At 40.9% G+C, this 14,725-nt stretch carries 11 protein-coding genes; 5 read left to right on the plus strand and 6 right to left on the minus strand.

The annotated features are described in order from the left end of the window. Positions 1-259 precede the first annotated feature (259 nt). Complete coding sequence (locus J690_RS08670; protein WP_032035356.1) at positions 260-1,102, plus strand: class I SAM-dependent methyltransferase; 843 nt, start codon at positions 260-262, stop codon at positions 1,100-1,102. 55 nt (positions 1,103-1,157) lie between these two features. On the opposite strand, the gene J690_RS08675 is transcribed toward J690_RS08670, so the two are convergent. Then, on the minus strand, positions 1,158-2,471 hold the full coding sequence (locus J690_RS08675; RefSeq protein ID WP_032035357.1) for an alpha/beta fold hydrolase: 1,314 nt from the start codon (positions 2,469-2,471) through the stop codon (positions 1,158-1,160). A gap of 299 nt (positions 2,472-2,770) precedes the next feature. Between J690_RS08675 and J690_RS08680 the strand changes: the two genes are divergently transcribed. Further along, positions 2,771-4,036, plus strand: a complete 1,266-nt coding sequence (locus J690_RS08680) for a glutamate-5-semialdehyde dehydrogenase (RefSeq protein ID WP_032035358.1) — start codon at positions 2,771-2,773, stop codon at positions 4,034-4,036. Between the two features lie 67 nt (positions 4,037-4,103). On the opposite strand, the gene J690_RS08685 is transcribed toward J690_RS08680, so the two are convergent. From J690_RS08685 to edd, 5 genes are all read right to left on the minus strand, one after another. Beyond that, complete coding sequence (locus tag J690_RS08685; protein ID WP_032035359.1) at positions 4,104-5,732, minus strand: NADP-dependent glyceraldehyde-3-phosphate dehydrogenase; 1,629 nt, start codon at positions 5,730-5,732, stop codon at positions 4,104-4,106. A gap of 173 nt (positions 5,733-5,905) precedes the next feature. Continuing rightward, complete coding sequence (locus tag J690_RS08690) at positions 5,906-6,418, minus strand: gluconokinase (RefSeq protein WP_009390752.1); 513 nt, start codon at positions 6,416-6,418, stop codon at positions 5,906-5,908. A gap of 17 nt (positions 6,419-6,435) precedes the next feature. Continuing rightward, complete coding sequence (locus tag J690_RS08695; RefSeq protein ID WP_002115035.1) at positions 6,436-7,794, minus strand: GntT/GntP/DsdX family permease; 1,359 nt, start codon at positions 7,792-7,794, stop codon at positions 6,436-6,438. A gap of 185 nt (positions 7,795-7,979) precedes the next feature. Then, positions 7,980-8,609, minus strand: a complete 630-nt coding sequence (gene eda, locus J690_RS08700; protein WP_032035360.1) for a bifunctional 4-hydroxy-2-oxoglutarate aldolase/2-dehydro-3-deoxy-phosphogluconate aldolase — start codon at positions 8,607-8,609, stop codon at positions 7,980-7,982. Positions 8,610-8,629: 20 nt separating this feature from the next. Continuing rightward, on the minus strand, positions 8,630-10,483 hold the full coding sequence (gene edd / locus J690_RS08705) for a phosphogluconate dehydratase (protein ID WP_032035361.1): 1,854 nt from the start codon (positions 10,481-10,483) through the stop codon (positions 8,630-8,632). Between the two features lie 660 nt (positions 10,484-11,143). Between edd and J690_RS23735 the strand changes: the two genes are divergently transcribed. The 3 genes from J690_RS23735 to pta are packed head-to-tail and all read left to right on the plus strand — an operon-like array spanning position 11,144 to position 14,637. Next, positions 11,144-11,263 (plus strand): hypothetical protein, encoded by a 120-nt coding sequence (locus J690_RS23735; RefSeq protein WP_005804223.1) that lies wholly within the window; start codon positions 11,144-11,146, stop codon positions 11,261-11,263. After that, positions 11,245-12,447, plus strand: coding sequence for an acetate/propionate family kinase (locus tag J690_RS08710; RefSeq protein ID WP_032035362.1), 1,203 nt, complete (start codon positions 11,245-11,247; stop codon positions 12,445-12,447). Before J690_RS23735 ends, J690_RS08710 begins: the two co-directional genes overlap by 19 nt. Before the next feature lie 45 nt (positions 12,448-12,492). Further along, a complete protein-coding gene (pta, locus tag J690_RS08715) occupies positions 12,493-14,637 on the plus strand; it encodes a phosphate acetyltransferase (protein ID WP_032035363.1) in 2,145 nt (714 codons plus the stop codon). Positions 14,638-14,725: the final 88 nt, after the last annotated feature.

Consider the following 14,725-nt stretch of genomic DNA (forward strand, 5'->3'; position numbering starts at 1 on the left):
AACCTGCTCATCTGCTGAAGGATATTGATTGCTTCAATATATTTGATAGATTCAGAAAGTGAACAGGTTTTGCGTATGACAATGGTTTTGGTTACTTTTCCCGAAAGAAAAGTAACTCCAACTGAAAGTTCATCCCAAAATGCTAACCTAATTGACAGGACTCCGTCATGCAGGTTCATTCAACATCAATGCAGTAAAAATTCTTCATTTTTATAAATAATGAAGATCACACAAAAACAATAAATCGAGTTCAGGACGAATGACACAACAACTTTCAAAACACCGCCACATCTCTTTTACAGCCCACTATACGGGTTATATCTGGTATCAAATGGGGATCTCTCATGAAGCACTTGCCACAACCAAAGGCAAATCACTGGCTTATTTGGTTCATCCAATAGAATCATGGGCAGAGAAATATGTGGGCGGTAGTATGCGCACTACGCTCAAACAACGCCACACCATGCTTGACCATCATTTAGAACAACTCATTCAAGAAAGTCCTGATTTACAAGTTCTAGAAATAGCATGTGGCCTGTCTCCACGCGGTTGGTGGTTTAGACAGCATTACCCTTCTATTACCTATCGGGAGCTTGATTTACCCGATATGGCACAAATCAAACAAAATGCGTTACAGCAAATTGAAAAAAATGCACCTAAAATCTTATCAGTTGATTTATTTACAGAAGCTTTTGAACAAGCATTTGAAGTATTTGACCCTAACCGCCCATTGGTTGTAATCAGCGAAGGCTTGATTAACTATTTTGATAAAGATTTATTAAAACAGCTGATTCAATCGATTGCACACTATGGCGCTTCTTTTAAAAATTTTCATTATTTAACGGATCTCTACCCTGAACCAGTTAAAAACAAACTTGCCAGCATCATCTGGAATAGCAGTAAGTTATTGAAATTAATGTCTCGCAGTTCATTTAGTTTTCATTTCAAAAGTCCACAAGAAGTTAAAGACTTTTTTAAAGATACAGAGTTTGAGCAGATTACTATTGAACAGCCACAAATATTCTTTGGGCAAGTTTCTCAAGATAACCATGAAGAGCATTTAGGCGACTTAGTTTGGATTATTCACGCTCAAATAAAATAATAAATATAAAAAATGGAAGCTCGACATAAACGAGCTTCCATCTATAACTATATTATTAAGCTGCTTGTTTTTGACGAGCAATAAAACGGCTTAACCGATCAGCAAGCTCAAAACTACCATGTTTAAATAAAGCACGTATTCCTTGTTCAGTAGCTTCAAAGATTAAACACTCAATTGCAAAACGACCTTCTTCATCTTCTAAATGAAGTGCCAAATCACGTGGATGATCATTCACAAAATCAAGCTGCGAAACATCATCCATTTTTAAATACATCCCAAAGAAAGTCACGTCAACAATCATCACTGGCACTTCTGTTTTACATTCACGGTGGCTCAGTTGAGTGTTCGGTTGCAAAACTGGAACTCGCTCTTCACCACGGCGCTCCATGTTTTGCATTTGTTCACGTGTCATAGGAATAATCCCATCCAGATTTTGGATAGATTCACCCTTCAAGAATGAAGTGAACAAACTCATGGTTTCTTTACGACGCTGGAGCTGCGGTACATGATCAGCGTTTGCAATAAGTGCGAATTCCATATCAGGACATTGCAACGCAAAATTGGCATTTTCATGAGGCAAAGTAAAACTGTCGTACTGCCCTGCTGCTACTAGCGTTTTGCACTCTGGAATAGGTACATCTGTTAACCGTAAAAGGCGATTACAGTTAATTTCATAACGTTCTCGCTCAGTCCCCGTAAACTCGGCCATTTGTCTAAAAAATAACTTTTTAGCGGTTGGCGACATACGAGTTTTATCTAATTTTGCATGATTCACCAAATACAAAATAACAGCTTGCCCAAACTCTTCCATACGGTTTTCTTGCATGAGTTTGAGGGATTCTCCCAAAATCATTCGCCAACTTTTTCGAGTCTTTTGCATAACTCCCATCAAGATCATACGATCCATCAGGTCAGGGCGCTGATAGGCAAAACAAGAGGCAATCACGGAACCTAAAGACATTCCCATTACAGAAACTTTTTGTATTCCAACGATATCTAACCAACGTCCTAACATTTCAGATAAATCAGGAAGTTCTAAAGTACCCGCAGATACTCCTGTATCGCGATTGGTAATTTGCTGATTTGCACCCATCGAAGGTAAATCAATTAAAATAACCGGACCACTTTCAAACAATTGTTCAACACAATATTTATAAGAATTAAAATTCTGGAAAGCACCACCAACAATCACAATCGGTGTTTTGTGAATCGTTTTAGGATCGGCAATTGCCATATATTCAATTTTCCAACCGTCAATCCATGTTGTACGAGCAGGTTGTTTAAAACTATCTCTATGGTAGATATCGAAAAAGCCAAAACCGGCATAAGCTTGGTTGATCTCCGAATCCATTTGAATAATGGAATTCATATCCTTGCTTCCTCCTTGCTGTAATTTTTTTATGCTGCAAGAGTTCCTTCTTGAACACGTAATCTTTTATGCACAAAACTTTAAAATTTGTATTAGTTTGTATTGCACAATAACATTCTAAACAATTGTCTGAAATATACGCAATCGCTGAAATGACCGCTCATCTTGTTTAAGTCGCTAATAGTTTGCAAAATATTTAAATGTTTTTTTATGGCGGTCACATTTTTCAAAAAAAGCCATTCATTGTTCCGCATTTGACTGCTACTATCTTACTCATTGGTAAATGATTAAAAAATGCTATGCAAGATTCAATTGAACAATATATGCAAAAAGTTGGGCAACAAGCACGCGAGGCCTCACGCGTCTTAACAAGTGCTTCTACCTCACTAAAAAATCATGCACTCTCTGCTATTTATACTGCTTTGGAAAATAATCAAGAAGCAATCTTGGCGGCGAATCAAATCGACATGGATAAAGGTCGTAGCAACCAGCTCGACAGTGCCTTACTTGATCGTCTTGAGCTTACGCCCGCACGCTTTAAAGGGATGTTGCAAGGTTTAAAAGATGTGATCGCGCTTGTCGATCCAATTGGGGAAATTACTGATCTTGCATATCGCCCCACAGGCATTCAAATTGGAAAAATGCGTGTACCTTTAGGTGTCGTTGGTATGATTTACGAATCACGTCCAAACGTAACACTTGAAGCTGCATCTTTAGCGATTAAATCAGGCAATGCCATTATTTTACGCGGTGGTTCAGAAGCACTCGAGTCAAATAAAGCAATCGCAGAAGCAATTAAGCATGGTTTAAAAGTTGCCGGTTTACCTGAGCATTCAGTACAAGTCATTGAAACTTCTGACCGTGCAGCTGTTGGTCACCTCATTACAATGGCTGAATATGTAGATGTAATCGTTCCACGTGGTGGTAAAAGCTTAATTGAGCGCGTAACCAATGAAGCTCGTATTCCTGTCATTAAACATCTTGATGGTAACTGCCATGTATTTGTTGAAGCACAGGCCGACTTGCAAAAAGCTTTACCAATTACATTAAATGCAAAAACACATCGTTACGGTGTTTGTAATGCGATGGAAACACTGCTTGTTGATGAAAAAATTGCAGACGTTTTCTTACCACGCATTGCCGAACTGTATACTGAAAAACAAGTTGAATTACGTGGCTGCCCAGAAACACGCCGTATTTTGGGTGCCTCTGTAAAACCTGCAACAGAAGAAGATTGGTATACCGAATATTTAGGGCCAATTCTTGCTGTTAAAGTGGTTAGCGGTATTGATGAAGCAATTGACCATATCAACAAATATGGTTCACATCACACTGATGCCATTGTGACTGAAAACTATACTTTGGCTCGTCAGTTCTTGGCTCGGGTAGATTCAAGTTCAGTCGTGATTAATGCATCAACTCGTTTTGCTGATGGTTTTGAATATGGCTTAGGCGCAGAAATTGGTATCTCTACAGATAAAATCCATGCCCGCGGTCCTGTTGGCTTAGAAGGCTTAACTTCTCAAAAATGGATTGTGTTAGGTGACGGTCAAATTCGTCAATAATTAATTTATTTGTTCAAACAAAAACGCCTGATCAATATCAGGCGTTTTTTATTATTCAAGTTATTAATTAGAAAATAAAGTCAGTATTCACAAATTTAGAGTAGTGCTCAGATACCATAGAGGCCAACATGCCTTTGCTATCATCTGTCTGTTTAGCAGCAATCATAGAACGGATAGAGAATGCACGAAGAGCATCATGTACAGACAATGTACCTTCCGCGGAATCTTTACGACCACCGAACGGGAATACATCAGGACCACGCTGACATTGACAATTGATGTTTACACGACAAACCTGATGGACCAGCGGATCAACTAAATGACCAATTTGCTCAGGGTCACTACCAAAAATACTCACCTGCTGACCATGATCAGAAGTAGTAACATAATCCAAGACAGTTTCAATATCATCATAAACAGCAACTGGCACCACTGGACCAAACTGTTCTTCGCGATACAGTCTCATCCCCTCAGTCACTGGATAAACTACAGCTGGATAGAACATGGTTTTGCAGAATTCACCACCTTCCGGATTAACTACTTTTGCTCCTTTTGCCACAGCATCTTCAATCACTTCAGTCATGTAGGCTGTACGGTGCATGCCTGGTAGCGGCGTAATAGAGACACCTTTTTCCCACGGCATACCTACTCTCAGTTTAGCCAGCTCAGTCGTTAAACGGTTAACAAATTCATCGGCTATCGAACGGTGCACCATCAGCATTTTTAAAGCTGTACAACGCTGACCATTGAATGACAATGCTCCCAACAGACACTCTTTCACTGTCAAGCCCAAATCAGCATCTGGCAAAATGATAGCTGCATTCTTTGCATCCAATCCCAGAATCGCACGCAGACGGTGAGATTTAGGATGTTGTTTCTTCAAGTGATCAGCCACTTTACTAGAGCCAATCAGTGCCAGTACATTAATTTGCCCAGATGCTAATAGATGGGGTACCACTAGAGAGCCTGGTGCATAAATGGTATTGATCACACCTTTTGGAAATGAGTCACGGAACGCTTCTAGTAATGGTTCAAACAACAAGGTCCCAAATTGAGGTGGTTTAAAAATAATGGTATTACCCATCAGCATAGCGGGGATTAGGGTTGCGAAGGTTTCGTTCAGCGGGTAGTTATATGGTCCCATACACAACACGACACCTAGTGGAGTTCGACGGATTTGACCAATCGTACCTTCAGCAATTACAAAGCGGGAGTTGGCATTATCCAAATCTTTCAGGGCATCAATCGTTTGACGCATGTAGGTAATCGTACGGTCAAACTCTTTCTCTGAATCTGCCAAGCTTTTGCCAATTTCCCACATGATCAGCTTAATAATCAGATCTCGTTGCTCTACCATGCGCTGAATAAATTTTTGCATACATGCAATACGCTCACTCACCTTCATCATTGGCCATTCGCCACGACCATTGTTATAAGCCCGCACCGCTGCTTCTAATGCTTCATCGCTTTCTTTTTCACCCATGACTGGATAACTACCAAGTTCAACTTGCTGTAGGCTACCGTCAGGCTGCTGAATCCAGATCGGAGATAATGTTTTCTTGGTTGCACCAGCCCATAGCTTCAATTCACCATCCACTAATGAGACACGCTGATGAATTTGGGAAGGCAGACGCACACTTTCAGGAATACTGTCCACTACTGGGAATTTAAGCTGTAGATTATTTAACTGATTCATTCTTCTTAATACCTTATTATTCGTATGTCTTTTATATATTCCCGAACTCTCCACTGTAATCAGGTTTTATTCGGGTCAATATCACTATTATTATCAGTACTCACCTTGCTTGAACCGTAGACCACAAGGTGAATTCTTAAAGCATTGATAGTTTCGATATTTTTTAGATGAATTTACCCCCGACACACACTATCAGTTACCCCTAGCTTCTGGATAACTTGTTCAATGATCTGTTCTGGTGTGAGAGCAATATCAATAGCAATTGCTTCATTCACATCAGGTTCCTCTAATGTATCTAGCTGGGTTTGTAACAATGCTGGATCAAAAAAATGACCAGATCTTTCTGCAAGTCTTTGCTGTAATAGCTCATAAGAACCTTTTAGGTATACAAACTTAACATTCTGGTCCTGCCCTCTTAAAATATCGCGATACATCCGCTTTAAAGAGGAGCATGTAAATACAGCCGTTTCACCATCTCTTTGTTTGGTTTCAATGACCTGACGAATTGCTTGTAACCATGGCAAGCGGTCTTCATCAGTTAAAGGAATACCTTGACTCATCTTACTTTTATTTGCAGCTGAATGAAGCGTATCACCATCAAGGAACTCACAAGCCAAACGCTCTGATAACAACTCACCAATCAGCGTTTTACCTGTTCCACAGACACCCATTGCAATCACAATCATGGATTACTCACCTTTAATTATAAAATAGTGCTAAGCAGTAGCGTGAAAGATAAACCCAACACTGAAATGATCGTTTCTAATACTGACCAAGTTTTGAGTGTCTGCCCTACTGTCATACCGAAATATTCTTTGATTAACCAGAATCCTGCGTCATTTACATGTGAGAAAACTAATGAACCGGAACCTGTGGCAAGTACCAAAAGCTCGGGCCTAACTGCAACACCCGCCGTAGCTGCAATTGGAGCGACAATACTACACGCTGTAGCCATAGCCACCGTTGCCGATCCTGTTGCCAAACGAATTAATGCTGCAACAAACCAACCCAACAATAACGGCGACAGGTTTGCCTTCAACGCTGTAGAAACAATCTCATTAGAAATACCAGTGTCACGCAAAATACCGCCAAAACCACCACCAGCACCTACAATCAACATAATCCCAGCAATAGAAGCTAAACACCCACCGCAGAATTTTTCAATTTGTTCACGGTTAAAACCCTGCATCGTACCAAAGGTAATAAAGCTGACCAGCACGGCAATGAGTAATGCGATATCAGAAGTACCAATGAAACGTAGCAAATCATTTGCGAAAGTCTGTGGTGCAAAGAATAGATCAGCCCAGCTACCAACCAACATTAATACTACAGGCAGCATAATTGTGAATAAGGTAATCCCAAAGCTTGGTAGCTCACGAGTTCTATTGGTATCTGCTTCAATAAACTGCTTCGCTAACGGGTTATTCTCAGGCAATTTGACGTATTTGTTGATCCACAGTGCATACAGTGGTCCAGCAACAATTGCCGTTGGCACACCCACTATCAGACTATAAGCAATCGTTTTACCAATATCAGCATGGTAAGCCTGTACTGCCAACAGTGCTGCTGGATGTGGTGGAATTAAGCCATGCACAACTGACAAACCTGCAACCATTGGCAAACCCACAACCAGTAAGGATTTACCTGTTCTTTTTGCGATATTGAATGCAATTGGAATGAGTAGAACGAAACCTACTTCGAAAAATACGGGAAGACCAACAATAAGGGCAATAAACATCATGGCCCAGTGAATATTTTTCTCACCAAACCACTTAATTAAAGTAATTGCTATTCGCTCTGCGCCACCAGACTCAGCCATCATTTTACCGAGCATCGTTCCTAGTGCGATTACAATCGCGAGGTGACCTAAGGTTTTACCTGTACCGGCTTCATATGACTTAACAATATCACCCATTGGCATGCCAACAGCCAAGGCTAAACCGAGTGAAACAATAATGAGAACTAAAAATGGATAAATTCTAAACTTCGCGATCATGACCACTAAAGCAATAATCGCGATTACAGTGTAGATCAGTAACATGCCACCCTGAACCGTCTCCATGGGACACTTCTCCTTGGAATAATTATTTAGGCACACTGCCTAAACAAGGGTCTTCAACCACAGTAATTCCTACTGTTAAGACATTAAATTTTTATATTTAGGTGTGACCAGCAAAAACTGGTCACATCAATACAGCCTTTAAAGCACATAAAATGCACTTCATTTTTTATAAATATCGACTACATCTACAGTGCTCTCAACTGACTCGCAATTTGTGCCAAGCGAGTAATTTCAGCCCAGTCTTGGGCAGCTACAGTAGCTTTAGGTGTTAACCATGAACCACCTACACAAACCACGTTAGGTTGCTTTAAGAAGTCTGGTGCTGACTCTGCAGTAATTCCACCTGTAGGGCAAAAACGTAGGTTTGGAAATGGACCATAAAATGCTTTTAGCATCTCAACACCACCTGCCTGTTGAGCTGGAAAGAACTTCACAATGTCATAACCCAATTCAATCGCTTGAATCAGGTCACTTGGTGTCATTACACCCGGCAATAGAGGTAAGCCAGCATCTTGCGCAGCCAAATGCAAATCTTTAGTTAAACCAGGAGATACACCAAATTGAGCACCTGCTTTTTTGGCTTGCGCACAGTGTTCTGGTTTGGTAATCGTACCTACACCCACCACAATGTCATCGGCCAACTGGCTAGCACGCTCAATAGCAGCAAGACCTGCAGCGGTACGTAACGTAATCTCAAGAACTTTCACACCACCCGCATGTAAAGCACGTGATACCTCTTCACCTTGCTCGGCAGAATCAAATGCCAATACAGGAATGACTGGGCCTAATTTGACGATATCTTCAATTTTAATCATTATTTTTCAGTTCCTTTGATTCAAATCTGCTCTGGTGAATTTTCACCAACCAATGCACCAAATACAGATGCTCCATGTTCAGCTGGCGCAGCAGCAGCACGGAAAACACCAAATAATTCACGGCCAAAGCCAACTTCGTTTTCTGCCTGATGTTCTGGCTGTGCAACAGGGCGTGACTGCCATACATCGTCATCTATTTCAACATCGAGTCCGCCAGCCTCAGCATCAATGATTAACATATCGCCTGTTTGCACTTTAGCAATCGGCCCATTTAGTAAGGCCTCTGGAGATAAATGAATCACTGCAGGAACTTTACCTGAAGCACCAGACATACGCCCATCAGTGACTAAAGCAACGTGGAAACCTTGATCTTGTAAAACACCCAACACAGGCGTTAAACGATGCAATTCAGGCATACCATTAGCACGCGCACCTTGGAAACGAACAACTGCAATAAAGTCTCGATGTAATTCACCACGATCAAATGCAGCTTGCACTGCTTCTTGAGAATCAAACACAATTGCCGGAGCTTTAACTTTACGGTGTTCTGGCGCAACAGCAGAAATCTTGATCACACCACGGCCAAGGCGACCTTGCATTAAGCGCAAGCCACCATCTGGTTGAAACGGCGCATCAATACTTCGTAAAACTTTGTCATCGAGGCTTTGAACCACACCGTCAACCCAAGTGAGCTTACCGTCAATCAGTTTTGGTTCTTTGGTGTAGTGCTGTAACCCTTTCCCAGCCACAGTCGTTACGTCGTTATGCAACAAGCCAGCTTCAAGTAAGTTACGAATGAGGAAAGCTACCCCACCCGCAGCTTGGAAATGGTTTACATCGGCCTTACCATTTGGATAGATTTTTGCGAGCAAAGGAACAACAGCAGATAACTCATCAAAGTCATCCCAATCAATCAAGATGCCAGCGGCACGAGCAATCGCAATCAAATGCAAAGTATGGTTGGTTGAACCACCAGTCGCGAGTAAAGCCACAATACCGTTTATAATTGCTTTTTCATCGACCACATGACCAATCGGCGTGTAGTTTCCACGCTCAACTGTTAAATCAAGTACACGAATCGCTGCTTCTGCGGTGAGTGCATCACGTAATGGTGTATGAGGATGAACAAATGCGGCACTTGGCAAATGTAAGCCCATAACTTCCATCAGCATCTGGTTACTGTTGGCTGTACCGTAAAAAGTACAAGTCCCTTGCCCATGATAAGCAGCTGACTCAGCTTCTAGCAAAGCATCTCGGCCAACCTGACCCGTTGCAAATTGCTGACGAATTTTGGCTTTCTCATCGTTAGATAGACCACTGGTCATTGGGCCAGCTGGCACAAAAATAGTAGGTAAATAGCCAAACTGCAAAGCACCAATGAGCAAGCCCGGCACGATCTTGTCACAAACACCAAGACATAAAGCTGCGTCAAACATGTTATGAGACAATGCAATCGCTGTACTCATCGCAATGGTTTCACGAGAAAACAATGACAGTTCCATGCCAGCATTACCTTGGGTAATACCGTCACACATCGCAGGAACACCACCTGCAAATTGTGCTACTCCCCCATTTTCGCGAGCGGCATTTTTAATTAAATCTGGAAATGTTTTATATGGTGCGTGAGCCGACAGCATTTCGTTATATGAAGATACGATGCCAATATTTGGTTCACGGCCTACTTTAATAATTAATTTTTCATTATCGTCCATACTGGCAAAACCATGAGCCAGATTGGCACATGAAAGTGCTCCACGAGCAGGAAATTTGCCTTGTGCATGTTCAATACGTTGTAAATATGCAGAACGAGTTTTTTGACTACGTGCGATTACACGCTCGGTCACTTTTGCCAATACTGGATTCGGCAAGTCCATGCTGGACGCTCCTGTACAACCGGATAAGCCGGAACATAAAAATAGACCAAATGATATATTTCATCATCATTTGATAAGGGGAAGGAACAATATTATTAAGGCAAAAAGCGACATGCAAGCCCTAGTCAATTTTACGGTAATACCCGAGCATGGATATTAAATACAAATTATGTTTAAGTTTTAAACAAGAAGCTGGTTTTATTTTTGACTATATTTACTGGTATATTAGCTTCTAATAACTACGAGAAAATTCTCATAATATCAAAGCAATAAAATATTCTTATAAATGTATTAATACTGGCTTTTTTATACTAAGTTTTATATTAAAAATGTTTATGACTTATATATTTTAACCTATATATAAACGATTAAAATTTAATTTCATTTACGTATATTATTTGTAATACTCCCCTCTAGTTTGATTAAAATAACAGCACTTCTTTTTTCTTTAAAAATTTATACAAAATTATTTGAAAAATACATTAAATAGAAATTTACCTTTCATAAATATATACAAAAAACTCGTTTCTACACGTATAAAAAAACAAGGAATACAGTGGTTAAGCTTTATACTGGACAAATATTAGTTACAAATAATTTGATGGTCGATAGTGCTTAAGTCTAATGGGCTAAAGTCTATCTTGGACAGAAAAACAACACATGTTAAAACATGACAACCCGTTCAATCTGTATCGAAAAATAATACATGTTGAACAGGAAGTTAGGAAAACTATTTTAAATCAGGACTTGGGTATTTCAACGTGGCTACATCAGTATTAGTTATCAATTGCGGCTCTTCATCTATTAAATACGCACTGGTTTCAGAGCGTCGTGAAGATCGTATTTACGGTTTAGCAGAAAACTTGGGGGCAGCTGATGCTCGTATTAAGGGAATTACAGTAGGTGGTGAACCACTTGAACTCTCAATCCCTTATGCTGACCATGCCAAAGCTTTAGAAACTTTACTTGCACGTCTTGCCAACTACAAACCGCAAGCAATCGGACATCGTGTTGTACACGGTGGCAGTTTAACCAAAGCAGAATTACTCACTCCTGAAATTATTGAACGTATTCGTGCTGCGACACCTTTAGCTCCACTTCATAACCCAGCACATTTAATTGGTATTGACGCAACCGTACGTCTATTTCCTGAATTACCGCAAGTTGCCGTATTCGACACTGCATTCCATCAAACCATGCCACCGCATGCATACCGTTATGCAATTCCTAAATTTTTATATACTGACCACAACGTCCGCCGTTATGGCTTCCATGGTACAAGCCATGCGTATGTGTCTGATAAAGCGAGTGAGCTGGCAGGTAGCCTGAAAAAAGGTGGATGGTTAACAGCCCACTTAGGAAACGGCAGTTCAACTTGCGCAGTATGGAATGGACAAAGTGTTGATACTTCTATGGGTCTCACTCCACTTGAAGGCGTAGTGATGGGAACGCGTAGTGGTGACGTCGACCCAAGCTTACATAGCTTCCTTGCGAAAAACCTCGGTTGGGATTTAGCAAAAATTGATAAAGTTTTAAATAATGAAAGTGGTTTACTAGGCTTATCTCAACTGTCTAACGACATGCGTACAGTGATTGAAGCAGCCGAAAATGGCAATGAAGATGCTTGTCTTGCAATTGAAGTCTTTAGCTATCGCCTTGCAAAATCACTTGCTGCATTAAGCTGTGGTTTACCAACTTTAGACGGTCTAATCTTCACGGGTGGTATTGGCGAAAACTCAGCTTATATTCGTGAAAAAACCTTAGCGTATTTACCTCATTTTGGTTTGCAGCTTGATAAAGATCAAAACAACAACCTAAAACGTGGCACTGAAGGCCGAATCGACAACGGAACAGGACCTCAAATTTGGGTCATTCCTACAGATGAAGAAGGCCGTATTGCCAAAGAAACTCGTCAAGTTGTTGAAGCGGCAGAAAATACAGCATCCGTAGCAAGCCTTGCTTAATTAGAGCTTAGCGAAAACTCGATATTCGTTTATTTATAGGTTTATATGAATACAATTTTATTGATTCCTACAGGTGAAGGGGTTGGCTTAACCTCTGCCTGCTTAGGTATGATTTACGCTCTTGATTGCAACGGCATTAAAGCAGGCTTTTTAAAACCATTTTCTCAAGAAGACCAAGAGCATCTTGACCGAACCACTTCATTATTCGGTCATTTATTTCAAAGTAAAACCGTTCAATCTATTTCGCATGAAAAATTAACTCAGCTTATTGCCGCTGGGGAAGTAGATGAATTACTTGAAGAAGCGGTTAGCCTTCATCGTAGTGTTGCAGCAGACCACGATGTCATTATTGTGGAAGGCTTATTACCTAACGGACAAGACCACTTCGCCAGTGAGCTCAACGCAAGTCTTGCACAAGCGCTTGATGCAGAAGTTGTATTAGTTAGTACAGCAGATATTCAAAACCCGAAAAAAGCCGCAGAAAAAGTAGATGCTCATTTACGCCAGTTTGGTGGAGCAACATCAAATCGTACTGCTGGTGTACTGTTTATGCGTACCCGTGGATTAACCGAAGAAACAGCTCAAATTCCTGTTGCGTTTGATCCATCGTTACGACCGACTGAAGAAATCGCAAAATTTACGACTGAACTGCAAAAATATAATCGTTATTTTGGTTCTAGTGATTTACCGATTATTGGGCTGGTTCCATTTAGCAACACGTTAAGCGTACCAAGAACACTTGATATTGCAAATGTCATTGATGGGCAATGGATACATCAAGGTGAAGCTAAAACACGTCGTATTTTGCATTCGAGTTTAATTGCTTCAAGCATTGAATATGAACTGAATAAATTCATTGCAGGCGAATTAATTATTAGCGCATCTGAGCGTACCGACGTTTTACTTGCAAGTAGTTTGGCAACCAGCAATGGTATTCCTCTTGCAGGTTTAGTTCTTACCGAAAGAGAAGCGCCAGCACCAGAGCTTTTAGACTTTTGTCAAAGTGCAATTAAACAAGGGTTACCGATTTTACATACCCGTTTAAACACACTTGAAACTGCTCAGCGTTTATCTAATTTTGGCAATGAAATTCCAACAGATGATACCGAACGAGCTGAGCAAGTGACTCGATTTGTTTCAAGTCATATTGATGTTGAATGGCTTAAACAGCATAGCAATAATGCCACTACTCCTCGCCTGTCGCCATCGGCTTTCCGTCATGAATTGGTGCAAAAATCAATTGCAGCGAAAAAACGGATTGTGCTACCTGAAGGTGATGAACCGCGCACCATTCAAGCTGCGGCAATTTGTCAGGCACGTGGTATTGCTGACTGTATTTTGTTAGCTAAACCAGATGCTGTGCACGATGTTGCAAAAGCACGTGGTATTGAATTACCGGCCGAATTGGCAATTGTCGACCCTGATAGTATTCGTGATCAATACGTTGTACCAATGGTTGAGCTACGTAAAGGCAAACTCAACGAGCTGCAAGCGAAAGAACAGCTTCAAGATACCGTAGTGCTTGGCACCATGATGTTAGCCTTAGATCAAGTCGACGGTTTAGTTTCAGGTGCGGTACACACCACAGCAAATACGGTCCGCCCAGCATTCCAGCTCATCAAAACAGCACCTGAATATTCACTAGTTTCATCTATATTCTTTATGCTTTTACCAGATGAAGTTTATGTATATGGCGACTGTGCGATTAATCCAGACCCGACAGCAGAACAACTTGCTGAAATTGCAATTCAGTCTGCTGATTCAGCGAAAGCTTTTGGAATTGACCCGCGTATTGCCATGATCAGTTACTCAACTGGTACTTCGGGAACAGGTGCTGATGTTGAAAAAGTACAGCAAGCAACACAAATTGCTCAGCAGCGTCGTCCTGATTTACTGATTGATGGTCCACTTCAATACGACGCAGCTTCAGTTGAAAGTGTGGGACGTCAAAAGGCACCAGACTCACGCGTTGCTGGCCGTGCCAATGTATTTATTTTCCCAGACTTAAATACAGGTAATACGACATATAAAGCAGTACAGCGTGCTGCAAATGTTGTGAGCGTTGGACCAATGCTGCAAGGCCTAAACAAGCCTGTTAATGACTTGTCTCGTGGAGCATTGGTAGATGACATCGTCTTTACCATTGCGTTAACGGCAATTCAGGCAGAGCAGCAAGCCGCTGCCAAATAATTAATAAATTCACCTTTACTACCTCTCGCCATTTGATATCCGCTCAAATGGCTTTTTTTATTTTAGTCATTCAAAAATAATTAATTTT

This window comes from Acinetobacter sp. 742879, from assembly GCF_000588535.1.
In the GTDB taxonomy this organism is placed as follows: Bacteria; Pseudomonadota; Gammaproteobacteria; order Pseudomonadales; family Moraxellaceae; genus Acinetobacter; species Acinetobacter pittii.

Coding starts and splice junctions, on each gene's coding strand:
- J690_RS08670 (WP_032035356.1), top strand. CDS start 260: ATGACACAACAACTTTCAAAACACCGCCACATCTCTTTTACAGCCCAC.
- J690_RS08675 (WP_032035357.1), bottom strand. CDS start 2,471: ATGAATTCCATTATTCAAATGGATTCGGAGATCAACCAAGCTTATGCC.
- J690_RS08680 (WP_032035358.1), top strand. CDS start 2,771: ATGCAAGATTCAATTGAACAATATATGCAAAAAGTTGGGCAACAAGCA.
- J690_RS08685 (WP_032035359.1), bottom strand. CDS start 5,732: ATGAATCAGTTAAATAATCTACAGCTTAAATTCCCAGTAGTGGACAGT.
- J690_RS08690 (WP_009390752.1), bottom strand. CDS start 6,418: ATGATTGTGATTGCAATGGGTGTCTGTGGAACAGGTAAAACGCTGATT.
- J690_RS08695 (WP_002115035.1), bottom strand. CDS start 7,794: ATGGAGACGGTTCAGGGTGGCATGTTACTGATCTACACTGTAATCGCG.
- eda (WP_032035360.1), bottom strand. CDS start 8,609: ATGATTAAAATTGAAGATATCGTCAAATTAGGCCCAGTCATTCCTGTA.
- edd (WP_032035361.1), bottom strand. CDS start 10,483: ATGGACTTGCCGAATCCAGTATTGGCAAAAGTGACCGAGCGTGTAATC.
- J690_RS23735 (WP_005804223.1), top strand. CDS start 11,144: ATGTTAAAACATGACAACCCGTTCAATCTGTATCGAAAAATAATACAT.
- pta (WP_032035363.1), top strand. CDS start 12,493: ATGAATACAATTTTATTGATTCCTACAGGTGAAGGGGTTGGCTTAACC.